Source organism: Oceanicaulis sp., from assembly GCF_965284345.1.
Classification (GTDB): domain Bacteria; phylum Pseudomonadota; class Alphaproteobacteria; order Caulobacterales; family Maricaulaceae; genus Oceanicaulis; species Oceanicaulis alexandrii_A.
The window spans coordinates 2,494,445-2,517,961 of record NZ_OZ260073.1 but is presented as its reverse complement, the minus strand read 5'-3'; the positions used below and the strand labels follow the sequence as shown (position 1 = coordinate 2,517,961).

The 23,517-nt window shown below is 63.8% G+C and carries 22 protein-coding genes and 1 tRNA gene; 8 read left to right on the top strand and 15 right to left on the bottom strand.

From position 1 onward, the window contains the following. Nucleotides 1–19: 19 nt before the first annotated feature. From ACQ66J_RS12205 to ACQ66J_RS12190, 4 genes are all read right to left on the bottom strand, one after another. Nucleotides 20–628, bottom strand: a complete 609-nt coding sequence (locus ACQ66J_RS12205; protein WP_430431844.1) for an NUDIX domain-containing protein — start codon at nt 626–628, stop codon at nt 20–22. Beyond that, nucleotides 625–3,729, bottom strand: a complete 3,105-nt coding sequence (locus tag ACQ66J_RS12200; RefSeq protein WP_430431843.1) for an efflux RND transporter permease subunit — start codon at nt 3,727–3,729, stop codon at nt 625–627. The genes ACQ66J_RS12205 and ACQ66J_RS12200 overlap by 4 nt, the downstream gene beginning before the upstream one ends. 4 nt (nt 3,730–3,733) lie before the next feature. Continuing rightward, nucleotides 3,734–4,870, bottom strand: a complete 1,137-nt coding sequence (locus tag ACQ66J_RS12195; protein ID WP_430431842.1) for an efflux RND transporter periplasmic adaptor subunit — start codon at nt 4,868–4,870, stop codon at nt 3,734–3,736. A gap of 101 nt (nt 4,871–4,971) precedes the next feature. Then, nucleotides 4,972–5,691, bottom strand: a complete 720-nt coding sequence (locus ACQ66J_RS12190) for a TetR/AcrR family transcriptional regulator (RefSeq protein WP_430431841.1) — start codon at nt 5,689–5,691, stop codon at nt 4,972–4,974. Nucleotides 5,692–5,831: 140 nt separating this feature from the next. Between ACQ66J_RS12190 and ACQ66J_RS12185 the strand changes: the two genes are divergently transcribed. Next, a complete protein-coding gene (locus ACQ66J_RS12185) occupies nt 5,832–6,458 on the top strand; it encodes a nitroreductase family protein (protein ID WP_430431840.1) in 627 nt (208 codons plus the stop codon). Between the two features lie 4 nt (nt 6,459–6,462). Here ACQ66J_RS12185 and rpiA read toward each other — a convergent pair whose 3' ends face one another. The 3 genes from rpiA to glmU are packed head-to-tail and all read right to left on the bottom strand — an operon-like array spanning nt 6,463 to nt 10,003. Further along, nucleotides 6,463–7,170 carry a ribose-5-phosphate isomerase RpiA gene (gene rpiA / locus ACQ66J_RS12180; protein ID WP_375549507.1) on the bottom strand — a complete coding sequence of 236 codons (708 nt, stop codon included), beginning with the start codon at nt 7,168–7,170 and terminating at the stop codon, nt 6,463–6,465. Next, complete coding sequence (locus ACQ66J_RS12175; RefSeq protein WP_430431839.1) at nt 7,167–8,642, bottom strand: NAD-dependent succinate-semialdehyde dehydrogenase; 1,476 nt, start codon at nt 8,640–8,642, stop codon at nt 7,167–7,169. Before ACQ66J_RS12175 ends, rpiA begins: the two co-directional genes overlap by 4 nt. 2 nt (nt 8,643–8,644) lie before the next feature. After that, on the bottom strand, nt 8,645–10,003 hold the full coding sequence (gene glmU / locus ACQ66J_RS12170) for a bifunctional UDP-N-acetylglucosamine diphosphorylase/glucosamine-1-phosphate N-acetyltransferase GlmU (RefSeq protein WP_430431838.1): 1,359 nt from the start codon (nt 10,001–10,003) through the stop codon (nt 8,645–8,647). A 146-nt stretch (nt 10,004–10,149) separates the two neighbouring features. Between glmU and ACQ66J_RS12165 the strand changes: the two genes are divergently transcribed. Next, entirely contained in the window at nt 10,150–10,845 is a 696-nt protein-coding gene (locus ACQ66J_RS12165) for an HAD hydrolase-like protein (protein WP_430431837.1), read from the top strand. Here the strand turns inward: ACQ66J_RS12165 and ACQ66J_RS12160 are convergent. Then, a complete protein-coding gene (locus ACQ66J_RS12160) occupies nt 10,842–11,060 on the bottom strand; it encodes a phosphoglycolate phosphatase (RefSeq protein WP_022701867.1) in 219 nt (72 codons plus the stop codon). The genes ACQ66J_RS12165 and ACQ66J_RS12160 overlap by 4 nt on opposite strands. Before the next feature lie 293 nt (nt 11,061–11,353). On the opposite strand from ACQ66J_RS12160, the gene ACQ66J_RS12155 reads away from it, so the two are divergent. The 4 genes from ACQ66J_RS12155 (at nt 11,354) to ACQ66J_RS12140 (ending at nt 15,334) form a co-directional block, all read left to right on the top strand. Continuing rightward, a tRNA-Val gene (locus ACQ66J_RS12155) sits at nt 11,354–11,428 on the top strand. 179 nt (nt 11,429–11,607) lie between these two features. After that, entirely contained in the window at nt 11,608–12,657 is a 1,050-nt protein-coding gene (locus tag ACQ66J_RS12150; protein WP_430431836.1) for an extracellular solute-binding protein, read from the top strand. Next, nucleotides 12,654–14,243 (top strand): ABC transporter permease, encoded by a 1,590-nt coding sequence (locus tag ACQ66J_RS12145; protein WP_430431835.1) that lies wholly within the window; start codon nt 12,654–12,656, stop codon nt 14,241–14,243. The genes ACQ66J_RS12150 and ACQ66J_RS12145 overlap by 4 nt, the downstream gene beginning before the upstream one ends. Further along, nucleotides 14,240–15,334, top strand: coding sequence for an ABC transporter ATP-binding protein (locus ACQ66J_RS12140; protein ID WP_430431834.1), 1,095 nt, complete (start codon nt 14,240–14,242; stop codon nt 15,332–15,334). Before ACQ66J_RS12145 ends, ACQ66J_RS12140 begins: the two co-directional genes overlap by 4 nt. On the opposite strand, the gene ACQ66J_RS12135 is transcribed toward ACQ66J_RS12140, so the two are convergent. From ACQ66J_RS12135 to ACQ66J_RS12120, 4 genes are all read right to left on the bottom strand, one after another. After that, on the bottom strand, nt 15,309–16,898 hold the full coding sequence (locus ACQ66J_RS12135; RefSeq protein WP_430431833.1) for an ABC-F family ATP-binding cassette domain-containing protein: 1,590 nt from the start codon (nt 16,896–16,898) through the stop codon (nt 15,309–15,311). The two genes, ACQ66J_RS12140 and ACQ66J_RS12135, sit on opposite strands and share 26 nt — an antisense overlap. A 139-nt stretch (nt 16,899–17,037) precedes the next feature. Beyond that, complete coding sequence (locus ACQ66J_RS12130; protein ID WP_375549515.1) at nt 17,038–18,105, bottom strand: Leu/Phe/Val dehydrogenase; 1,068 nt, start codon at nt 18,103–18,105, stop codon at nt 17,038–17,040. A 161-nt stretch (nt 18,106–18,266) separates the two neighbouring features. Next, nucleotides 18,267–18,863, bottom strand: coding sequence for a uracil-DNA glycosylase family protein (locus ACQ66J_RS12125; protein ID WP_430431832.1), 597 nt, complete (start codon nt 18,861–18,863; stop codon nt 18,267–18,269). Further along, nucleotides 18,856–19,128 carry a DUF3253 domain-containing protein gene (locus tag ACQ66J_RS12120; protein ID WP_375549517.1) on the bottom strand — a complete coding sequence of 91 codons (273 nt, stop codon included), beginning with the start codon at nt 19,126–19,128 and terminating at the stop codon, nt 18,856–18,858. Before ACQ66J_RS12120 ends, ACQ66J_RS12125 begins: the two co-directional genes overlap by 8 nt. A 23-nt stretch (nt 19,129–19,151) precedes the next feature. On the opposite strand from ACQ66J_RS12120, the gene ACQ66J_RS12115 reads away from it, so the two are divergent. Then, entirely contained in the window at nt 19,152–19,874 is a 723-nt protein-coding gene (locus ACQ66J_RS12115; RefSeq protein ID WP_430431831.1) for an acyltransferase, read from the top strand. A 75-nt stretch (nt 19,875–19,949) separates the two neighbouring features. Here ACQ66J_RS12115 and ACQ66J_RS12110 read toward each other — a convergent pair whose 3' ends face one another. Beyond that, complete coding sequence (locus tag ACQ66J_RS12110; protein WP_430431830.1) at nt 19,950–21,230, bottom strand: NupC/NupG family nucleoside CNT transporter; 1,281 nt, start codon at nt 21,228–21,230, stop codon at nt 19,950–19,952. A 130-nt stretch (nt 21,231–21,360) separates the two neighbouring features. Between ACQ66J_RS12110 and ACQ66J_RS12105 the strand changes: the two genes are divergently transcribed. Continuing rightward, nucleotides 21,361–21,558 carry a DUF1289 domain-containing protein gene (locus tag ACQ66J_RS12105; RefSeq protein ID WP_430431829.1) on the top strand — a complete coding sequence of 66 codons (198 nt, stop codon included), beginning with the start codon at nt 21,361–21,363 and terminating at the stop codon, nt 21,556–21,558. Nucleotides 21,559–21,570: 12 nt separating this feature from the next. Here ACQ66J_RS12105 and ACQ66J_RS12100 read toward each other — a convergent pair whose 3' ends face one another. Further along, the gene (locus tag ACQ66J_RS12100; RefSeq protein ID WP_430431828.1) at nt 21,571–22,389 is read right to left on the bottom strand and encodes a sulfite exporter TauE/SafE family protein; all 819 of its coding nucleotides are present in this window, start codon (nt 22,387–22,389) and stop codon (nt 21,571–21,573) included. Between the two features lie 85 nt (nt 22,390–22,474). After that, a complete protein-coding gene (gene dusA, locus ACQ66J_RS12095; protein ID WP_430431827.1) occupies nt 22,475–23,473 on the bottom strand; it encodes a tRNA dihydrouridine(20/20a) synthase DusA in 999 nt (332 codons plus the stop codon). Nucleotides 23,474–23,517: the final 44 nt, after the last annotated feature.

Genomic DNA, 23,517 nt, shown 5'->3' with positions numbered 1-23,517 from the left:
GGGTCGCGAGGCTGGCGTCTCAGGCTTTCTCAAGCCCGGACAGGATGGACCGGGAAAGGTCAGGGTCAAGAGCGCCAAGACGGGCTTTTTCAACGGCAGTCATCAGCATGATCAGGGTGAACCCGTCCCGAATAGAGCCTGAAGTGGCCATGGACAGCGCCTCGCGCAAGGGCAGACGCCGCATCTGCATGTCCGCTTCACTGCCTTCGCGGGCCGGCGCGCCGGCTTCAAGCCCCCAGGCGATATAGCTATGAGCGCGCTCATTGGTGATCGAATTTGACACATCAAACTCAATCAGTTCGCACCAGTGAGAGGCGCTGAGCCCGGTTTCTTCCGCCAGCTCCCGCTTGGCCGCGTCGAGCGAATCAGCGCCCACCGCTCCGCCCCCTTCGGGCAATTCCCACGAATAGGCGTCCAACGCAAAGCGGTATTGGCCCACCAACACCGTGTCGCCATTCTCAAAGACAGGCAGCACGCCGATAGCGGCGTTCTTTGGCTCAACCACGCCATAAAGCCCTGGCGCGCCATCAGGGCGCAGCACGTCAAACTCTCGCACTTGCATCCAGGGATTCTCATAACCCAGACGTTCCTTGAGGATCGTCCAGGGGCCGCGTTTACGCTGCGTCATGACGCGGGCTCTAACCGTATCTCGGTGTTGGGTTCGGCATGGGTTTCAAACCGGGACAGCAGCACGAACGCCGCTGGCGCGAAGATCAACGCCAGCAGCGCGGACCCGGCCACCCCGCCCGCAACAGCCGCCGCGAACGGCAGCCAGAATGCGTCACCCTGGATCAACAAGGGCGCGAAACCGCCGATCGTAGTCAACGTCGTGGCGATGATGTGCCGGGTGGCGTCCACGACGGTTTCCCGTACGGCGTCAGCGTCTCCTTGGCGAGCCTTGGCGTTGGCCTTCAGCGCCGAGAGCACCACGATGGAGCCGTTGATGGCCAGCCCGACCAACCCCAACGACCCGACAATGGCGTTAAAGCCTAGCGGCGTGCCGAACATCCAGACGCCGAACATGGCCAGCCCCACAGACAGGAAACCAACGCAGAAGATCACCCCCGCATAGCGGAAGGAGTTAAACGCCAGCACCACCGCAGCGACCATCAAGATCAGCAAGGGAATGGCGGTGGACATCAGATTGGCCATCGCCTCGCCCTGGTTTTCCGCTTCACCGCCCACAACAAGTCGGTATCCCGGCGGCAAGGGCTGGCCTTGCGCCTCATAGCGCTCCTGGAAGTCCGCAAGCGTGGACGCGGGCAGGACATACGGAGATAGATAGCCGTAGATCTCATTGACGCGCTCGCCATCTGTGCGCGTGATCACAGAGGTCTCAGGCTCAAGAGACACATCGCCAAACGCGCCCACCGGGGTGGCTCGGCCGGACCCGTCTTCGGTCGGCACCGGCACAGCGGAGATGAAAGATGCTGAGGCGCGCCGATCTCGCGGAGCGATGACCCGAACGGGCAATTCTTCCACGCCCTCCAGCACCGATCCTCCAACCACGCCGTCAATATCGGCCCGGACGCGGTCCGCCAGATCCCCCAGCCGAACGCCGAACAGGCTGGCGGCGGCTTCATCGACATTCAGGCGCACAATGGGCTCGCCCAGCGCCAGCTCCGCCTGGGTGTACGTCACGCCTGGCGTCGAGCCCAGGATACGGCGGATGTCATCGCCCAGCTGATCGAGCACCGCCAGGTCCGGACCGACAACGCCAATGACGATCGGCGCCGGCGCAGGAGGGCCTTGCTCAAACGGCAAGGCGAGGAACTGATCATTGGGAAACTGCTCGCGCACCTGAGCCTGAAGCGTTTGCACCACGCGGCGCGAGGTCCGGGCGTCTGTCGCGCGCACGAAACCCTGGGCGAAATTGGGCCGCCCCTCTTCGGATCCGAACATGTTGTAGTAAACACGGGGGCTGGCTTCGCCGAGCACCCAGACCACATCCTCCACCCCGTCATACGACAGGATGAGATCTGTCGCCTCCATCACACGGTCGCGGGTGATGTCCATGGAGCTTGCCGGCGGCAGCGTCAGGCGCACCTGAAACATGTCGCGCTCGGTCGGCGGAAAGAACTGCCCCGGCAACGTGCTGGCGGCGACGTACCCGGCAATGGGAAAGACCAGCCCCAACGCCACGCCAAGCCAAGGCTGTGCGATCACCGCATCCAGAACGCCGCGATACACTTTTGACAATGGGCGGGCGCGCAGACCGTCGCGCCAGAACGGCGCGTTCTCTTCGCCGGCGCGTCCATCATCAAACCAGGCGGCCATGGCCAGAATCACCGTGAAGGCCAGCACGAAGCTGGCGGCGACGGCGAAAATCACCGAAATGCCGATCATGGAGATGAACTCGCCCGCCGTTCCTGGCATCAGCGCGATGGGGCCGAACGCGAAAATCGTCGTGAGCGTTGACGCCAGAAGCGGCCCGAACAGCGTCTTGACCGCCTTGTCCACCGCCTCCAGCCGCTCCAGCCCCCGCGCGCGGAGCAGGCGATAATCATCCACCACCACGATGGCGTTATCGATCAACAGCCCCAGCGCAACGACCAGCCCTGTCACCGACATCTGGTGCAGCGGCTCGCCGTAGAAATTGATCAGCACCATCACCAGAAGCACGGTGAGCGGCAGGGCTGATCCGACAATAAAGGCGCTGCGCCAGCCCATCATGAAGAACAAGACGACGAACACGATCAAAGCCGAGAAGCCCAGATTACGCGCCAGCCCGGACAGCCGGTCCACCACGTATTCGGACTGAGCCATCAAGATCTCGACTTCAACGCCGGGATTGGCGGCGGCGAACTCGGCCACGACCGCCTGCGCACGCGCATCCCAGGCATCGACCTGAAGCTCGGGCTCCAGATAGCCGGCGACGAGGATGGTCCGACGTCCGTTGAAATAGCTTTCACTGGCGTTGGGGGTGCGCAGCGTGCGTTCCACATTGGCGATGTCGGACAGGCGCAAAAAGCCTTGCGCGCCTTGAGCCACAGGCACGTCTCGCACCCGGTCGAGCGTCTCGAACGCGCCCGCCACATCCACATTCACATCCAGCGCCGGTCCCGCCATGCGGCCTGCCGGCGCTTTTGAATCCGATCGCGCCAAAACGCCGGCGATATCAGCGGCGGTGACGCCCAGCGCCGCCGCCGCTTCAGGATCCAGCGTGACGCGCACTTCTTCTTCGGGAGCGCCAAAAATATCGGTTTCATCGGTGCCGGGCACGCTGCGAATGCGGTCCGCCAGATCCTCCGCCAGGCGCGACAAGACACCGAGCCCGGCTTCCGAGCCTTCGGGCCAGCTCAAGGACACCACCAGCGTCGCGGCGCCCATATACTGGCGTTCCACACGAAGGGGCAGGACACCGTCCGGCAGGCTGGCTTCAACGGCGGAGACCTGGTCACGCACTTTCGTCCAGGCCTGCTCCACCATGGCGGGGCTGAGGTCTTCGCGCACATCCACGCCGATCAGGGCGATATTGGAGCGGATGGTGGAATCCACTTCATCGAGTTCCACCAGCTCCATCAGAGCGGCCTCGATGGGTTCGACGATCAGCGCTTCCATGCGCTCAGCGTCTGCGCCTGGAAAGCTTGCGACCACGACGCCGAAGCGTTCGGTCAGCGACGGGTCTTCCTGGCGCCCCATCACCCCCAGCGCAGCGAGACCTGCCGCGAGGATGAGGAAAAGCGCTAGCAGGGTCAGCCGCGGCAAGCGAAAGAACAAGGTGGCCATATGCTCAACCCTCGCTAACCGGCCGAACAGGCTGGCCCGGCGCAACCCGGTGTACGCCCGCGGTCAGCACGTGCTGGCCGTCTTCGACCGCCCCGCGCAGATAGACCCGGTCTCCCTCTGAATGGAGGATTTCCACCGGCAGCGGCTCGAGGACGAAATAGTCGCCCGAAGGCGCGAGCGCATAAATGGACCACATCCCGCGGCGGCCTTCACTCAGCGCCCCTGCGGACGCCCAGAACCCCCGCTCGGACAGCGTATGGTCCAGCACAAGGCGCGCGACGCTTCCGCTTGAGACGGGTGCGCTGGCCGGCACGTCAAAAACCGCGCTGACCGTGCGCTCTCGCGTCTCGATCACCTGGGTGATGGCGCGCAAGGTGACAGACAGGCGCTCACCTGAATTGAGTTCAACGTCATAGACCTCGCCCACGCTCAGTCGGCTCGCATCGTCAGACGGCAAACCGACGCGCAGCTCCAGTGCAGCGCTCTCTACGAGGGTCAGGACTGGAGCGCCTGCGCCAACTGAAGCGCCTTCATCAAAGCTGCGGTCCGTAATGACGCCAGCGAATGGCGCACTCAGAGTCGCCAGCTCAATTTGAACATCCAGGGTATCGCGAACCGCCTGGGCGGACTGGATGCGCGCCACAGCCGCGTCGTATGAGGCTTGCGCTTCATCCAGAGACTGGCCGGACACATGGCCTCGCTCGACCAGGCTTTGCTGGCGATTCAGCGTCACGTCAGCCAGGTCAGATTGCGCCTGAGCCACACGGATGTCTGCACGGGCCGCCTGCAGCTGAGCGTTTAAGGCGCGTGTATCAAGCCGCGCCAGGGGCTGTCCCATCTCGACGCGATCACCCACATCCACTTGAATTTCAGCGATCTGCCCGCCGGCGGGAAAGCCCAGCGCGCTTTGACGTCGCGCGGTGATCAGGCCGGGAAAATACGCCTGGATCCGGGTCTGGTCTTCATACCGAACCGGCGTGGCGGCGACAGGAATTGTTTCAATCTGCCGCCCGTCCCCATCAGAACTGGCGCCGGCGCCGCGCAAAGCGCTGACGCCGATCACGGCGACAACAACAAACACCGCTATGGCGGCGACGGTTAGCGCGAAATGCCTGCCCGAACTCGATTTCACGCGCGTCATCACCGTTCTTCCTGTATTATGCTCCGAGGCATATAGGTCGCCGAACAACGTTTGAAAAGCAAACGATGTTCACCATCACGGTTTTTTCATAAACTTTTTTCCTAAAAGCGCTCCCCGGCGTCGAGACGGTCCACAAGCCGGGTCGTTCCAAGGCCGCGTAAGATCATTTCGCCGTGGAAACGGATCAAACGGTCCAGCTCGGCGCGTACATACTCTTCCGTCAGCTCGTCAGGCGCACGCTCTTCATCACTGAAGACGGGCAATGAGCACGGAAACTGCGGGATCGCCACCGCAAGCTGGGTCAGACCATGGGCTGACGCCCAGACCGATTTCGCCGCCAGCTTCAGGTCCACTGCTCGGAACCAGCCCTGCTCCATGCCCTGCTTGATCATCTGATCGAGAAATTCCGCCGCCGCATAGGCGAATGTTTCTTCGGGGTGATCGTCGATATCGGGGAAGGACGAGAAGGCCAGCTTGTAATGACCAGGCTGTTCGAGCCCCGTCTCCACATAGGCGCGGATGCAGGCGGTCCCCAGCATGGGGCCGTCATCCACCACTTCGCTCACCGCTTTCATCCGGTCATGCAGACGCTCGAAGAAGCTTTCGCGGATCTCGCGAAACAGGGCTTCCTTGGAATCGAAATACTTGTAGAGCGCCGCAGGCGAGTAATCGATGCGCTCCGCTATGCGGCGCATGGACAGCCCCGCCTCTCCCTCTTCGGTAAAGATCGTTTCGGCGGCATGGATGATCGCATCGCGCACTTTGCGACGGCGGCGTTCCGCCGGGCTGAGCGCGTCTTCACTAACGGCGTTGATTGTCAAATCCCCAACTTTCATCGTTCGCCCGACCGGTCCAAGCCTGCATCGGGCAGGCGCCGACTTGATCCGGACGTGCTAGGTAACAACGTATAGCGGCGTTTCACGTATACGGTCAAAAACCCCTTACGATCCGAAGGCAGATCATGGCGTCTTTCCCCTCCCCCGACTTCCCCAATCCTGGCGACAGCCTGTCGGCCCCCGCTCTGAACGCAGAGATGCTCACCCGTCTGGCGCGACGACGCTCGACCCTGGCCAAGGATATGGGCGAGCCCGGCCCCAGCGCAGAGCAGATCGAGACACTGATCCGGATCGGTGCGCGCACGCCGGATCACGGCAAGCTTTTTCCCTGGCGCTTCATCGTATTTGAAGGCGAAGCGCGAACCATATTCAGTCAAAAACTCGAAGCGCGCTTTCGCGAGATCGAACCCGATGCGCCTGCCGAAAGACTGGAGCTGGAGCGCATGCGCTTTGAACGCGCCCCGCTGGTCATCGCCGTGGTGTCAGACACCGACGAGACTCACAAGATTCCTGAATGGGAGCAGATCCTGTCCGCCGGCGCGGTATGTCAGAACCTGCTCATCGCGGCGGGCGCCATGGGCTTCGGCGCGCAATGGCTGAGCGAATGGTACGCCTATGACAAGCCGATGAAGGCCGCGCTCGGCCTGCAACCCGGCGAGCGCGTGGCGGGCTTCATCTATGTGGGCACGCCCCAGGTCGAGGCCGTCGAGCGCCCTCGCAAAGCCCCGCGCGTCACGCATTGGGAGGGGTGACGCCTTAAAGCTCCAGCACCCGTGCGCCGTCATCCTCACCGACGATGACGGCGCGAGCGAGATTGATGAACAAGCCGTGCTCGACCACGCCGGGAATGGCGTTCAGGCGCGCGGCGACCTGTTCGGGGTCCGCCAGCGCCTTGCAGGCGCAATCGAGAATGTAATGGCCGCCATCGGTGACGAACGGGTCATTGCCATCGCCCCGGCACCGCAGCTTCACGTCCGGGCGCACCACGCCCGCCGCCGTCAGCGCGTCATAGACTTTCTTGGCGGTGATGGTGAAGCCGAACGGATCCACCTCCACCGGCAGGGCGTAGGCGCCCAGAGACTCCACCAGCTTGGTTTCATCCACAACGACCACCATCAGGTCCGAAGCGTGGGCGATGATCTTTTCACGCAGCAGGCAGCCGCCGCCGCCCTTGATCAGCCGGAAGCGGCCATCCACCTCGTCGGCGCCGTCCACTGTGACATCAATCTTATCGGCCTGATCCACCTCGATCAAAGGCACGCCGGCTTCGCGAGCGACCCGAGCGGTGTTTTCAGACGTGGGCACGCCTTTGACATTGTTCAGCGAACCGCTTTCCAGCGCCGCGCCCAGAAGGCGCACAAAAATGTCTGCGGTCGAGCCGGAGCCGAGCCCCAGCGTCATGCCGTCTTCGATGAATTCCAGCGCCGCTTCGGCGGCCCGTGTCTTGTCTTCGACCGCGCTCATTGATCCACTCCTGACAGCAGCACGAATTTCAGCTCGGTGAACTCTTCAACGCCCCATTTGCCGCCCTCGCGGCCAATGCCGGATTCCTTGACCCCGCCGAACGGCGTTGCGGGCGAGCCCACCATGGGCGCGTTGACGCCGATCATGCCAAAGTCCAGCGCTTCGGAGATGCGGTGCACCCGGCCCACATCGCGGGTGTAGAGATAAGCGGCCAAGCCAAAGGGCGTTGAGTTGGCCAGCTCGATCATCTCGTCCTCGGTCTCGACGCGATACACCGCGCAGACCGGGCCGAAGATTTCAAAACACGCCAGCTCCAGCTCGAAATCCGTGCCGCCCTCGATCAACGTCGGGGCGTAGAACGATCCGCCCAGCTCCTCCGCCAGCGACTTGCCGCCGGTATGGATGACCGCGCCGCGTTCGCGTGCGTTCTCGACCAGCTTGTCGACGCGGGCCACCGCTTCATCATGGATCAGCGGGCCGACCGTGACGCCTTCGGTCAGGCCATCGCCCACCTTGATGGCTTCAATGCGGGTTTTCAGCGCCGCGATCAGCTTGTCTGCAATGGGGGCGTGAGCAATGATCCGGTTGGCGGACACGCAGGTCTGACCCGACGCGCGGAATTTCGACGCGATCACGCCGTCCGCCGCTTTCTCAATGTCCGCATCATCCATGATCAGGAAGGGCGCGTTCCCCCCCAGCTCCAGCGCCACACGCTTCACGGTGCTGGACGCTTGCTTCATCAGCAGCTTGCCCACCGGGGTGGAGCCGGTGAAGCCGACCATGCGCACCGTGTCGGACTGGGTGAACACATCGCCGATGGCCGGGGCGTCGCCGGTGATCACGTTAAAGACGCCGTCCGGAATCCCTGCGCGTTTGGCGAGCTCCGCCAGCGCCAGCGCAGACAGCGGCGTTTCCGGCGCGGGTTTCACCACCACGGTACAGCCCGCCGCCAGCGCCGGGGCGCATTTGCGGGTGATCATGGCGGAGGGGAAATTCCACGGCGTGATGCAGGCCACGACGCCGATGGGCTGATGGATCGTCCAGCCGCGCGAACCGGGGAACGGGGTCTGGATGGTCTCGCCATGCGACCGCTTGGCCTCTTCAGCCGACCAGTCCACAAAGCCTGCGCCATAGACCACTTCGCCGCGCGCTTCGGGGAAAGGCTTGCCCATTTCCGCCGTGATCAGATGTCCCAGATCGTCAGCGTGCTCGATGATCAGGTCGTGCCATTTCTTCACCAGCGCCGCCCGCTCGAACACCGAAGTGGTCTTCCAGGTCTTGAACGCTTCGGCGGCGGCGTCGATCGCGTCTTCCGCGCCCTTGGCGCCCACATCGCTCATCTGCGCCAGCACGGCCCGGTTTGACGGGCTGGTCACCTCGATCCAGGGCTTGCCCTCGACCCAGGCGCCATTGATGAAGGACTGGGTCTTGAACAGAGCCTTGTCCTTGAGGCGGTCTAGAAGCTCGGTCATGGCTATCCCTTCTTGATCTTGTCTTTTTTGGCCGACATCGCGCGTCTGAAGCGCGCCGCCCAGCCCTCTTTGTTCATCTGCTTGGCGCGCGACACCGCCAGCGCATCATCGGGCACGCTATCGGTGATCACGCTGCCCGAGCCGGTCATCGCGCCCTCGCCGATGGTGACCGGCGCCACCAGAGACGAGTTGGACCCGATAAAGGCGCCCGCCCCGATCACCGTCTGATGCTTGAGGAAGCCGTCATAATTACAAGTGATCGTGCCTGCGCCGATATTGGCCTTCGCACCGACCGTCGCATCCCCGATATAGGAGAGGTGGTTCGCTTTTGCGCCCTCCCCCAGCACCGCTTTTTTCACTTCGACGAAATTGCCGACCTTGGCGCCGGTTTTCAGCACGGCCCCTGGGCGCAGGCGGGCATAGGGACCGACTTCGCAGCCGCCCTGCACTTCAGCGCCTTCCAGATGGGAATAGGCGCGAATGCGGGCGCCGGATTTCACAACGACGCCCGGCCCGAACACCACATGGGGTTCGATCACCACATCGTTCTCGATCATCGTGTCATGGCTGAAGAAGACGGTCTCGGGCGCGATCAGGGTTACGCCCTCCACCATCGCGTTCTGCCGGGCGCGCGTCTGAAACGCGGCTTCAGCGTCGGCGAGATCCACGCGCGAGTTCACGCCCAGCACTTCATCCGCATCCGCCTTTACAGCCTTCGCAGGCAGGCCTCGGCCGCGTGCCAAGCCCACAAGATCGGTGAGGTAATATTCGCCGCTGGCGTTCTCGTTCGTCACCTCGCCCAACAACTCGAACATCAGCTTTGAGGGCATGGCCAGTACGCCGGAATTGCACAGGCGCACCTTCAGCTCGTCCGCGCTGGCGTCCTTAGCCTCGACGATCGCGTCGAGCCCGCCTGCGGCGTTCTCGATCAGACGGCCATAGCCGCCCGGCGCATCGGGCTCGAACCCCAGAACGGACACCGACGCGCCCGCATCGAGCGCCTCAAACACGCGCTCGACGGTTTCAGGCTGGATCAGCGGCGTATCGGCGTACAGCACGATCACATCGCCCTCAAAGCCGGACAGGGCGTCTTGCGCCTGCTGCACGGCATGACCTGTGCCCTGAGGCGGGTCCTGCAAAGCGGTCTCTGCGCCCGCCGCCTCGGCTTGCGCTTTGACGTCAGGCGCGTGCGCGCCCCAGACCACGACCTTGCGATCCGCCTTCACCGCATCCGCCAGCGCCAGCGACCAGTCGAGCATGGAGCGGCCCGCAACGGCGTGGAGCGGCTTGGCCATGGCCGATTTCATACGCTTGCCATGACCGGCGGCGAGGATGATTGCGGCGCGAGGACGAGAAGACATGAGCCGGGCTCCCAAAACAGAGGTCCGTGAGGTGAGGAATCTGCAGCGTTTTTCACGCCTGAGCGCTATAGCCTATCAAGCTGCAAGACGCGACCGCACAGACGCGTCACATTCGCTGATGTATCTGAAACCCAATGTGAGAGCCTATGCACACCTATCTGAACGGCGCCCGGATCGCCTTTGACCTCGACGGCACGCTGGTGGACACGGCGCCCGATCTGGTGCGGGCGCTCAATGAGAGCGTCATTCCGCTAGGCTTTGACCCGGTGCCGGTCGAAGCCGTCCGCGCCATGGTGGGCCGCGGCGCCCGGGCGCTCATCCGTCGCGCCTTCGTACGCGAGGGACGCGCCGAGCCCCATGAAGACCTGGTGGAAGACCGGCTCGACGTGTTCATGGACGCCTATAGAGCCGACATCGCCCGGCACTCACGCCCGTTTGAGGGGGTCGAAGCAGCGCTTGATTCGCTGGCGGCGGCGGGCGCGCGTTTATCAGTCTGCACCAACAAGCCGACTCAGCTGGCGATTCCCCTGCTGGACGCGTTGAACCTGCGGACCCGATTCGAACGGGTGATCGGGCCGGAAGACGCGCCAGCGAAAAAGCCTGACGCCTCGCACCTGATCGTCGCGGTGGGCGGAGCGCCCATCGACCATGCCTGCATTCTGGTGGGGGATTCAGAACCCGATGCGCTGGCGGCGAAGGCGGCGGGCGCGGGGTCCGTGATTTTCGAAGGTGGTTATAGCGAAAAGCCGGCCCGCACGCTGGGTGCGGACCGGCTTTTTGAAACCTATGGCGTGTTGCCCGACCTGTTGGCCGAGCTGATCGTCACACGCAAAGGCGCTTAGGCGCTGCGGCGCTCGGAAGAGCGGTCGTTCGCCGGGCGCGGCATGCCATTGACCATGTTGGAACGCACATCGGTGCGCGCCGAACGCATGGCCGGCATGAAGCCGGCTTCGGTCAGTTCGATATTCACGTCGTAGCCGCGCTCTTTCCAGTATGCTTCGATACGTTCTTTGAGGCGGAGCGCACCTTCACGGGTGCAGAAGTCGTTGGTGGCCATGGGGGAGAAACCTCCTTCAAACACGCGCAGCAGCTCGCGTGCGTAGGGTTCATTATCATTTGGATTTGTTAGCTACAGACCGAAACGGCCTTGCAGCGAGACGCGGGTCTATAAGTGATATTTCTTCTTGACGAAAGTATGACGGGCCATTTTTTCGAAAAAAAATTATGCAACCGAGGAATTTCTGTCACTTAGCAGAAGCCCCGCTGCGTCCGACCTGCATCGAGTCTGCGTTTCCTGCGCCCGCCCGCTTGACCCTATTGAGCCCCCGGCATAAAACCCGCGCCTCTTGAGGGCGATTAGCTCAGCGGTAGAGCACTTCGTTCACACCGAAGGGGTCACAAGTTCGATCCTTGTATCGCCCACCAATATGCCTGAAGAGGCGCGAACCCCGGCTCCACCGAGCCGGGGTTTTTGCTTTTCGGCGTCATAATATGCACTGCGGCTGGCCGCCGCACTTGCGAGACGTTCTCAAAAATGGCAGTGAGAAGCTTCCCCGGACCTGACAGGCGTCTATATCGCCTGCTCGCAGCACCAAGGACACGCCATGAAACTCGCCTCAGCCTGCTCAAGCCTTCTCGTCGGACTGATGGGTCTGGCGGCCCTGGGCGCTTGCAGCCCGTCCGGATCGTCTGACGGCGAAGTGGTCAACGTTTATACAGCGCGCCATTACGCATCTGACGATCACGTGTATGCCGCTTTCACTGAAGAGACCGGAATTACGGTCAATGTCATTGAAGCGCCGGGTGATTTGCTGATCGAGCGCGTGCGCGCCGATGGCGACCGCTCCCAGGCTGATGTCGTGATCACGGTCGATGCTGGCCGCCTTTGGCGTGCGGATGAAGCGGGCTTGTTCCAGCCCGCCCCGGAACTTGCAGAGACCTTGCAGGCGGTGCCCGCCAATCTGCGCCAGCCTGATGGTGATTGGTTCGGTTTCGCCAGCCGGGTGCGGGTCATCGCTTACGCCAAAGACCGTGTAGACCCGTCCCTGATTACAAACTTCAGCGATCTGACGACGCCGGAATGGGCGGGCCGGATCTGCGTGCGCTCCTCCAACAATGTCTATAACCAGTCGCTCCTGGCGGCCCTGGTCGCCCAGCAAGGCGCAGACGCCGCTGAAGGCTGGGCTGAAGGTGTGGTCAGCAATCTGGCGCGCCCGCCCCAGGGCGGCGACACCGACCAGATCCGCGCCGTCGCCGCGCGCGAGTGCGATGTGGCCATCATCAACCATTACTATCTGGCGCGGATCATGCGTTCTGAGGATCCCGGCGATCAGGAGATCGCGGACCAGATCGGCGTTATCTTCGCTGATCTTGGCGATGGCGGCGCCCATGTGAACGTGTCAGGCGCCGGTCTGGCCGCCAATGCGCCGCATCGTGAGAACGCAATCGCGTTTCTCGAGTACCTATTGTCTGAAGACTCCCAACGCGCGTTCGCCGAGCTGACCAACGAGTATCCGGTGATCGCAGGAATCGCCTATGAAAATGACGTTCTGGACGCCTTCGGGTCTTACAATTCAGATGATGTGAACGTGGACGCGCTGGGTGAAAACGCCGGCGAAGCCCAACGCATCTTCGACCGCGTCGGCTGGCCGTGATCGCACGCCGCGCCCAGTTCAATCCGGTCCGGCCGGCTCTTGTCGCCGCTCTGATCTGCGCCGCACCGCTTCTGGCGGTCGCGGCGCTTGGCGTTTTTGGGCCCTGGACGGATTACATGGCGCATATCGCGCGCACCCGTCTGCCCGCCTATCTGGGCCATACGGCGCTGGTGACCAGCGTCGCCGCGATCAGCGCAGGTCTGATCGGCGTACCTTTGGCTTGGTTGGTGGCGCGGTACCGGTTCTTTGCGCGCTCGGTGTTTGAATGGCTTCTGGCCCTGCCGCTGGCCGCCCCGGCCTATGCCTCGGCCTATGCCTGGTATGACCTGACCCAGCCCGGCGGCCCCGCTGACTGGCTGCCCACGGTGCGCGGGCCAGTCGGGGCCGGACTGATCTTCGGCTTCGCGCTCTACCCCTATGTCTACCTTCTGGCGCGCGAGGCCTTCGCCGGTCAGTCCGCCGACGCCTATGAAGCCGCCCGCACGCTGGGCGCCAAACCCCGCGAGGCGTTTGTACGCGCCGCCATTCCCATGGCGCGTCCCGCCATCGCCGCCGGGCTGGCGCTGGTGGTCATGGAAAGCCTCGCGGACTATGGCGCTGTCGTCCATCTGGGCGCACCCACATTGTCAGTGGGCCTGATCCGCGCCTGGGCCGGCGAAGGCGCTATCGCCGACGCGGCGCGCCTGGCGCTGATTCTGGTGACGATCGCCTTCGTGTTATTCGCGCTGGAGCGCAGCCAGCGCCAGCGCGCTCGCCAGACCAGCGCGTCCGGGCGCCGCCGTCCGCCGCGCCGCATGGATCTCGACCCGGCGCGGTCCGCACTGGCCATACTGGCTTGCCTCAGCCCGGTCCTCATTGGTCTCATCATTCCGCTGGCGCGTCTGGGCTATCGCGCCCTGAACGCCCCTGTGGCACGCGACCTGATCCAGGCGGCGACCCATTCTCTGACCCTGGCGATGCTGTCCGGGCTGGTTGCCGCAGTATTGGGGCTGGCGTGCGCCTACGCCCTGCGCAGCCGCAAACCCGCCGCCGTCGCGGCGGCGCGTCTGGCGGGTCTTGGTTACGCCGTGCCCGGATCCGTCGCAGCGCTTGGCGTGCTGGTGCTGTTGGGCGGGTTGCAAACGGGCCTGGATTCGGGCTGGATAGCGATGACTGGTGCGCAATTTCCAATCCTGATATCGGGCGGAGTCATCGCCCTGATCTTCGCCTATCAGTCGCGCTTCGCCGCGGCCGCCATCGGGCCGTCTGAAAGCGCGCTCCAGCGTGTGACCCCAACGCTGGACATGGCCGCGCGCACCCTGGGCGCGGGTCCAGGCGAGACGGCCTGGCGGGTCCATCGCCCGCTGGTGATGTCAGGCTCCTTGCTGGCGGCGCTTCTGGTGTTCGTCGAAGTACTCAAGGAATTGCCGGCCACCATGATCCTGCGCCCGTTCAATTATGACACGCTGGCGGTGATCGCGAACAATTACGCCTCTGACGAACGACTGGGCGAAGCGGCCCTGCCTGCGCTATTGATCACCTTGATCGCCTTGCCGCCCATGATCTGGATCGCCCGCCGCATCACCCGGCAGGAAGCCGCCCGATGACTGTGAGCCCGCCTGACATGACCGCCGTCAAACTTGATGATCGCCTGCTGGAAGTCTCCGGCGCCCTGGTGCGCTTTGCGCCTGGTCGGCCGGCTGTGGACGGGGTGGAGCTGACCTTGACCTGCGGACGGGTGACGGCGCTGTTGGGGCCGTCAGGCTCCGGAAAATCGACCTTGCTGCGCGCCATCGCCGGTTTGGAGCCGCTGGATTCCGGTGAAATCCGGTTTGAGAACCATCTGTGGAGCGCCCCCGGCCTGCACAAACCGCCTGAAGACCGGCGCTGCGGCGTGGTGTTTCAGGATTATGCGCTGTTCCCGCATCTGACCGCGCTCGACAATGTGGCGTTCGGTCTGCGCGAGGGTACGAAAGCCCAGCGTCGCCAGACCGCCCTCACCCGGCTTGAAGCGGTGGAGCTGGGCCATCGCGCCAAAGCCTATCCGCATGAGCTGTCGGGCGGTGAGCAGCAGCGCGTGGCGCTGGCGCGCGCGCTGGCGATCAAGCCCGATGTGATGTTGCTGGATGAGCCGTTCTCCGGGCTCGACCGCCGTCTGCGCTCTGAACTGCGCGGCGCCACCGCCGATGTCCTGCGACAGTCGGAAGCGGCGACCCTGATCGTCACCCATGACGCGGAAGAAGCGCTGGAGCTGGCGGATTCCATCGCTTTGATGAATGAGGGCCGGATCATCCAGACCGGCGCGCCAGACACCCTCTACATGAAACCCAACTCGCTCACCGCCGCGCGCCTCTTGGGCGATGTGGGCGTGTTTGAAGCGGACATTCGTGACGGCGCCGCGCACACCCTTCTGGGCCAGTATCCGGCGCAAGCCTTCACTGACGGCGACACAGCCCTGCTGCTGGTTCGTCCCGAGGGCGTCAAGCTGGGCCGCGCCGATGCGGAGGGCGCCCTGGCGATGATCACCCAGCGCCGGGTCAGTTCAGGCTTTGCGCGCCTGATTTGCCGGCTCGAAACCGGTCAGATGCTTGAGGCCCGCGCCAGCCTGAAGGAAAACCACCGGGTCGGCGACGCCGTCCGGCTCAGCGTCGAGCCCGCTTTCGCCCATCTGGTCAAGGCCGAGCCCGATCAAGGCTGAGCGTCTGATCGAGATTGATCGCGTTCAGAAACGCCGCGTCATGGCTGACCGCCAGCATCGCGCCCTCAAAGCCGTTCAGCGCATCCTCCAGCGCTTCCACCGCCTCGATATCGAGATGGTTGGTGGGCTCATCGAGCAAGATCAGCTCGGGCGGCTCGCCGCCTAGAACGCCCGCCAGCCCGGCGCGCAACCTCTCGCCGCCGCTCAGAACCGATACAGGCTTGTCGGCCTGGACATTGCGCAGATCAAATTGCGCCAAAGCGGCGTAGGCGGCGTTGAGCGACAGGTTCGGATCACGGGCGCGCAGCGCCTCGACCACACTCAGGCCCGGATCGAGATCACTCACGGTCTGGTCAAGCCGGGCGATCCGCCCCGTCGTCCGCCGGGTCTCGCCAGCGTGCGGCGTCAACAGCCCTTGCGCCAGTTTCAACACGGTGGTCTTGCCCGCCCCGTTGGGGCCTGACAGCGCCAGACGCATCCCGCCTGTCATCGCAAAGCTCAAGCGATCAATCAGCGGCGTCTCGTCATAGCTGAAACTGACGGCGTCAAACGCCAGAATCGTACGGCCTTGCGGACTGTCGGCGCCTTGGGCGCGGATATTGAGTTTCGGTCCGCGGTGACGCTGCTCCTGCGCCGTCTCCAGCGCGCTTTCGGCGGCGGCGATCTGTTTGTCGCGCACCCCACCTAGACGCGCCGCTGTGCCTTCGCTCTGGGCGCGTTTGGCGTTCAGCACCATTTTCGGCTGGCTGCCGTCACGCCCGAGGGCCTTGCCTACCCGGGCCCGGCGCATGCGTCGGGCTTCGGCCTCTTCCGCCGCGCGCCGGGTTTGTTTCAGAGCCGCTTGCGCGCGCTCATGTTCGGCGTCGGCGCGCGCCCGCGCAGCGTCGCGCTGGGCGACATAGTCTGACCAGCCGCCGCCAAACACTGACCAGCCCGGTCCTTCAAGGGCGACAATGCGGTCTACCCGCTCCAGCAGGGCGCGATCATGGCTGACGATCACCAGACCGCCCGGCCAGTCCGCCATCATCTGATGCACGGTTTCCCGGCCTTCGGCGTCGAGATTGTTGGTGGGTTCGTCCATCATCAGAATGTCCGGCGCATCCAGCAGCGCCCGCGCCAACGCCAGGCGCGCGCGTTGGCCGCCTGAGAGCGACGAGAGCGGCGCATCCAGCGGCTTGGCGCCAAGCCCCACTGTGTCCAGCGCCGCCGTCACACGCACGTCCAGCGTCCAGTCTGCATGGGCGAAGTCAGCTTCGCCCCCCTCGCCCGCCAGAATGCGGGACAGACAATCCAGGTCTTCGGTGACGCCAAGGCCTGTCGTCAGATCACCGTCGGCGTCCGGACCTGACTGTTCAAGCCAGCCGACCCGGCCCTGAGCAAGCACCTGACCGCCCACAGGGATCAGCGCGCCAGCAAGCGTCTTGAGCAAGGTTGATTTCCCCGCCCCGTTAGGGCCGACCACGCCGGTGACCTCACAGCCGAAGCTGAGGGTGAAGTCCTCTAAAAGGACGTGATGATCAGGGGTGCGTAGCGTAAGCGAGTTTGCAGATAACAAGGCGGACATGACGGACTCCAGACAAGATTGCGCGAGGGGCGGAACGGGTCTGGAGCTTCATGGGCCTTGATCCTTCAATGCAAAAACGGCGGCCTGAGTACAGGCCGCCGCTTTATAATTCAAGTGTCTTTCAGGACAGAAAGCGCGCTTATTCGGCCGCGAGCGCTTTCTGCTCGGCGGCGTCCGCCAGACGCTGGCGCGCCAGTTCGTCGGCGACAATGTTCGCCGGACGCGCTTCCCGCGCCGCGGTGTCCATGATCTCGCCCAGCGTGGCTTTCAGGGTGACCAGCTTGCCTTCAACCCATTTGGCGTCGAAACGCGCGTCCAGCTCACCCATCACATTGATGATGCCGCCGGCGTTGATGACGTAATCGGGGGCGTAGAAGATGCCGCGCTTTTGCAGCTCGGCGCCCATCTCGCGGGTTTCCAGCTGGTTGTTGGCGGCGCCCGCGACCACTTTGACCTTCAGACGGTCAATGGTCTCAGGGTTGATGATCGCGCCCAGCGCACACGGGGTGAAGATGTCCGCATCCACGTCGTAGATGGCGTTGGGGTCTTCAACCACGGTCGCGCCCAACTCCTTGGCGAGGGCATGCAGTTCGGCGGCGCGAATGTCCGCCAGATGCAGCTCGGCGCCGGCTTCGGCCAGGTGGCGGCACAGATATGCGCCCACATGGCCGGTCGCGCCTTGCACGGCGATCTTCACGCCCTTGAGATCTTCAGAGCCCAGACCGCGCGCTGCGGCGGCCTGAATGCCCATGAACACGCCCTTGGCTGTCACAGGCGACGGGTCGCCCGTGCCGTCGGGCAGGCCCACAACATGGCGGGTGGTGCGGCGCGCAGCGACCATGTCGTCAGGCGACACGCCCACATCTTCAGCGGAGATGTACTGGCCATTGAGGCTTTCGAGCGCCCGGCCGAACGCTTCAAACAAAGCCTGACGATCAAAATCGCCTTCAGGGCGCATGATCACAGATTTGCCGCCGCCAATGGGCAGGTCCGCCATGATGTTCTTGTAGCTCATGCCTTGCGACAGGCGCAGCACGTCGGTCACCGCCTCGGCAGAGGACGGATAGGACCACATGCGGCAACCGCCCACGGCCGGGCCGCGTGCGGTGGAGTGCACCGCCAGGATGGCTTTCAGCCCGGTCGCCGGATCCGTGGCGAACAGAACTTTCTCGTGATTATCAAACGCGGTGTGCTCGAACAGGCTCATGAGCGGGGAGTCCTTCCTGTCGCGATACGAATAAAATCCGCTGGCGGGGCGGCGCCGCTTCGTTGGCGGTCGCAATCAGCCTTTGGCCAGCGTGTGCGCCGCCTCGATACTCTTTGAGACAACCCAGTGCAAGTACCCGTTTTACTTAGGTAAATGTACGGTCAATTTATGCTGTTCAGCATTTTGCGGACGCGAGCTTTTAGCTCAGGCAAAACCTCGTTCTCAAACCATGGGTTACGTTTCAACCACCCGGTGTTTCTCCAGCTGGGATGTGGCAGTGCAACATAATCAGGCAAGTGCAGTCGCCACTGCTTTACGGTTTCAGTCAGGGTTTTCGCCGCGCCCGAGCCCAGATGCCAGCGCTGAGCGTGGGCGCCGACCAGCAAGGTCAGCTTCACGTCGCCAAGCGCCGCGCCCGCCCGATCCTGCCAGAGCGGCGGACATTCACGGCGGGGCGGCTTGTCTGAGCCCTTGGCGTCAAGGCCAGGAAAACAAAAACCCATGGGCGTGATGGCGATGGCGCGCGCGTCATAGAACTCGGCCTCGCTCACCCCCATCCAATCGCGCAGACGATCCCCGCTGGGATCTGTGAAGGGCATGCCGCTCAGCTGAACCCGCGTGCCCGGCGCCTGACCGATGATGCGGATGACCGCGCTCGCCTCGCCGCGCACCACAGGGCGTACGGGATGATCAAGATGGGGCTGACAGACCCGGCAGGCGCGGATCTGCGCTTTCAGCTGCTCGAAATCCTCAGCCATCGCTTTCCGGCGCCGGCGCGTCGGGCGCCTTGGCCAGGCGGTAGACGCCTTTGAAGTTTTCAGGGTCCACCGGTTGGCCCTTGCGCAGGATCACCACCTTGCCCTGACGGGCCAGATGGATCGCCGCATTGCGCACATGACGCATGCGCTTTTGGAAGTCTTCAGGAAAGACTTCACGGGCCGCCTCGGACGGGCAGATGCTCTTTTCCGGCCCTCGCGCCTCGACCAGGGACAGAATCGCGGTTTCGATAACGTCTTCGCTCATTCTTTGCTGGATACTCCAAAACCATGCGTCATGACCACCGCCCTTACTGGATGCACGATCTTTGGGAGCAGTATGAGAACTGGTGGGTGAGGCGCTTTCTGAAGCCCCATTTCGAAAGCCTCGGGACCCACGCCAAGGTGGTGCGACCCTGGAATGTGGAAGTGTTCGGTCCCAACGTTCATGCGGGCCGGGCCATCCATATCGTCAGCCGCAGCGACCAGCCCGTCAGCTTCACCGTCTGGTCGCCTGCCGATGCGCCCGGTGAAATCAGGATCGGCGATTGTTGTTTCTTCGCTGGCAATATCCGCATCCTGGCCGCCCAGAAAATCGAGATCGGCGACGGCGCCTTGCTGGCCAATTCCGTCACCATCACCGACAGCGACTGGCATGGGCTTTACGACCGCATCACCCCGCGCCCGCCCAGCGCCCCCGTAATCATCGGCCGAAATGTCTGGATCGGCGATGGCGCGTTTGTGGGCAAGGGCGTCAGTATTGGCGACAACGCCGTCATCGGCGCCCGCTCTGTGGTCACAAAAGACGTGCCCGCCAACACCGTGGTCGCCGGCGCGCCCGCCAAAGCGCTCAAAACCCTCGACCCCGACGGCCCGTTCAAGACCCGCATGGAGATGCTGGGCGATTCAGATGGCCTCGACCGCTTCATGAAAGCCGCCTATCGCGAACAGCTTTCGGGCAATTCCACACTGGGCTGGCTCAGGAGCAAGCTGTTCCCGCGGCGGGGGGATTGAGGGGGGCATGGCAAAGCCTAAACAAAAACGGCCCCGGTTTTCCGGGGCCGTTTTCGCGTCTACGTGTCCCTGAACCTAGCTGAACAGGCTCATCGGCAGGGCGCCGATCACGGCGCCGGTCATCAGCGTGGCGAGCGTGCCGGAGATGAGCGCGCGCGGGGCGAGCTGCAGGATGTCCTCGCGGCGGCTCGGCGCCACGGCGATCAGGCCGCCCACCAGAATGCCCACGGACGAGAAGTTCGCAAAGCCGCACGCCGCATAGGTCATGATCAGGCGCGAGCGCGGGCTGAGCTGATCGGCGTTCGCAGCCAGCGCGTCATAGGCGAAGATCTCGTTGAGGGCTGTCTTGAAGCCCATCACGGTGCCGCCCGCTTGCGCTTCACTCCACGGCAGCCCGGCGATCCAGACCAGCGGCGAGAAGATGAAGCCCAGAACGCGCTGAACGGTGATCGGCTCGCCCATGAAGTCCGGCAGGCCGCCCAACATGAAGTTCACCAGCGCCACGATGGCGGTGAACACCAAGAGCATGGCGATAATGTTCACAAACAGCTTCACGCCGTCTGAGACGCCCGTGGTCAGCGCGTCCATGGTGGAGTGATAAAGCTGAACCGGGATGCGTTCTTTCTCGGCCTGCTCAGCAGTTTCGTCCTGCGGGTGCATCAGGCGCGCCAGCACGGCGGCGGCGGGCACGGAAATCAGCGAGGCGGTCAGGATGTGACCGGCGGCGTCATCGAGCACGGCGTTCAACTGGCTGACATAGATTGCCATCACCGAGCCCGCGACGGTGGAGAAACCCACCGTCATGATCAAAAACAGGTCAGAGCGCGAGATCGCCGGCAGGCGCGGCCGGATCAGCACCGGGCTTTCGGTCATCCCGAGGAAAATGTTCGCCGCCGCGCCCAAAGAGGCGGCGCCGGACAGGTTGAGGATGCGACGGAACAGGCTGGCGAAGCCGCGCACGGCGAATTCGAGAATGCGCCAGCGCCAGAGCACCGCCGAGATCGCTGACAATACGATCACCATGGGCAGAGCCTGGAAGGCGAAGGTGAAGGTCAGCCCCTCCATCCCTTCGCGGATCTCATAGGGGTTCTCACCGCCGCCCAGATAGCCGAAGACGAAGCTGGTGCCTTGGGTGGTGGCCGCTTGCAGCACCTCAACAACGGTCGTCAGCGAGGACAGGAAAGCGCGCGTGGGCGCAAAGCTGAACAGCAAAATGGCGATGGCGAACTGCACCGCCACCCCGCCAATGATCAGCACCACAGGCGGCGTCTTGCGCGGCCCCAACACCCAGGCGATCGCCAGAAAGACGAACACGCCGATGAGGCTGCGCAGCTGCAGACCCAGATCTTCAATCATATCGGATGATATCCCCTAATGACGGCTCACGCCGCGCCGGGCGTTTGTCACAGGTTCGCCAAAATACCGTTTTCTTAAAGAAACACTAGTGCGCTTGCAGCAGAAGCCTTAACGCGCCAGTTTACGCCCCATGACTGAACCGATCTGGAGCCCCTGCAAGCGCGTCTGCGTGGTCGATCCGAACCAGGCGATCTGCGTGGGGTGTTTTCGCACCCTGGATGAGCTGGGCCGCTGGACTTTGATGAGCCAGGCTGAACGGCTCGCCATCAAACCCGAGCTGAAAAGCCGCGAGGCGGCCTATCGCGAGGCGCGCAGTAGCGCGCGATGATCAGGCCCTGATTCAGCCGACAAAGATCGCTTCACGCAGCATGTTCAGCGCCATCACCAGAAGGCCGATGGCGAAGATTTGCTTGAGGCGCTTGGCGTTCAGGCGATGGGCGAGATTGGCCCCTACCGGCGCCAGGAACACCGCCGAGGCCGCCAGCGTCACAAAGGCGGCCATGTTCACATAACCCAGGGAAAACGGCGCCCGGCCCGGCTCATCCAGCCCCGCCACCATGAACCCGATCGCGCCCGGCAGGCCGATCGCGACGCCAAAGCCCGCGGCGGTCGCCACGGCGGTGTGCATGGATTTGCCGAAAATGGTCATCAGGGTCACGCCGAACACGCCGCCGCCGATTCCCATCAGCGAGGACAACACGCCAATGACACCGCCCAAGATCCCCTTCCACGGGTGGCCGGGCAATTGATCGGCCAGCTTCCAGTCGGGTCGCCCAAAGAAGAATTGCGCCGACAGCAAGAGCGCCACGGCGCCGAACAATCCCGTCAGCGCTCGTCCCGGCGCCAGATCCGCTACGGCGGAGCCGAGCAAGGCGCCGATCACAATGAAGGGCGTCCAGCTTTTGAGGACTTGAAAGTCCACCGCATCTTTCTTGGCGTGGGCGGCGACAGAGCGCAGGGAGGTGGTGACGATCACCATCAGCGAGGTGCCCACCGCCGCGTGCATGGCGTGCGCCTCATACCCCAACGCGGTCAGCACATAATACAGCGCCGGGACCATGACGATGCCGCCGCCAATGCCGAACAGGCCCGCAATCAGGCCCGCGAAGGCGCCCACGGCGAGCAAGGTCAGAATGAAGGGAATCAGCGAGGCGTCCATGGGGCGAGCCTTTCAGGCGGATCAGAGACTTGACCCAGCATGGCCCGGTTTCGTGTCGCGCTGCAACAACGCAGCCGAACCCGCTTTATTCCGCCGCCGCAGGTCGCACCGCGTCGAGCGCGTCTTCAAGCACCTCCCACCCGGCGCCGGGCCGGTTGGCGCGTTCAGACAATACCTGACGCCATTTGCGCGCGCCGGGACGGCCTGCGAACAGGCCCAGCATGTGCCGGGTGATGGCGTGCAGCTTCACGCCCCGCTCGAGCTGCGCTTCCACATAGGGGCGATACGCCTCGACCGCGTCAAACGGCGTCGTGCACGGGTTGCTCGCTTCGCCATAAATGGCGGTGTCGACCTCCGAGAGCGTCCAGGGCGTGTGATAGACCGCCCGGCCCAGCATGATCCCGTCCGTGCCATGCCTCTCGGCGAGCCCGTGCTCGAGGCTTTCAAGCCCGCCATTCAGCAGGATTTCCAGATCGGGTTGCTCGGCCTTCAGGCGCCGCACCAGCTCATAATCAAGCGGCGGCACATCGCGGTTTTCCTTGGGGCTGAGGCCCTTCAACCACGCCTTTCGCGCGTGGACGATAAAGGTCTCGACCCCGCTCTCGCGCACGGTCTCGACAAAGCCGAACAGGGTCTGTTCGGGATCCTGGTCATCCACGCCCAAGCGATGCTTAACCGTGACGGGCACTGACACGGCTTCGCGCATGGCGATCAGGCAGTCGCGCACCAGCTCGGGCTCGCGCATCAGGCAGGCGCCGAACTTGCCCGACTGCACCCGGTCGGACGGGCACCCCACATTGAGGTTGATCTCGAGATAGCCATAGCTTTCAGCGATCTTTGACGCTCTCGCCAAAAGCTCCGGATCAGAACCGCCTAGCTGGATCGCCACCGGATGCTCGGACGCGTCAAACCCGATCAGGCGCGGCACATCTCCATGGATCAGCGCCTGATCCACCGCCATCTCGGTATAGAGCACCGCCCGGCGCGTGAGGACGCGATGGAAGGCGCGGCAATGCCGGTCCGTCCAGTCCATCATCGGCGCCACGGTGAAACGGCGATCCAGAAGTGCTGCGCTGTCTGTCATGGGCGGGGGATGTAAGGCGAGACGGGCAAAATCGCAAATCAGCG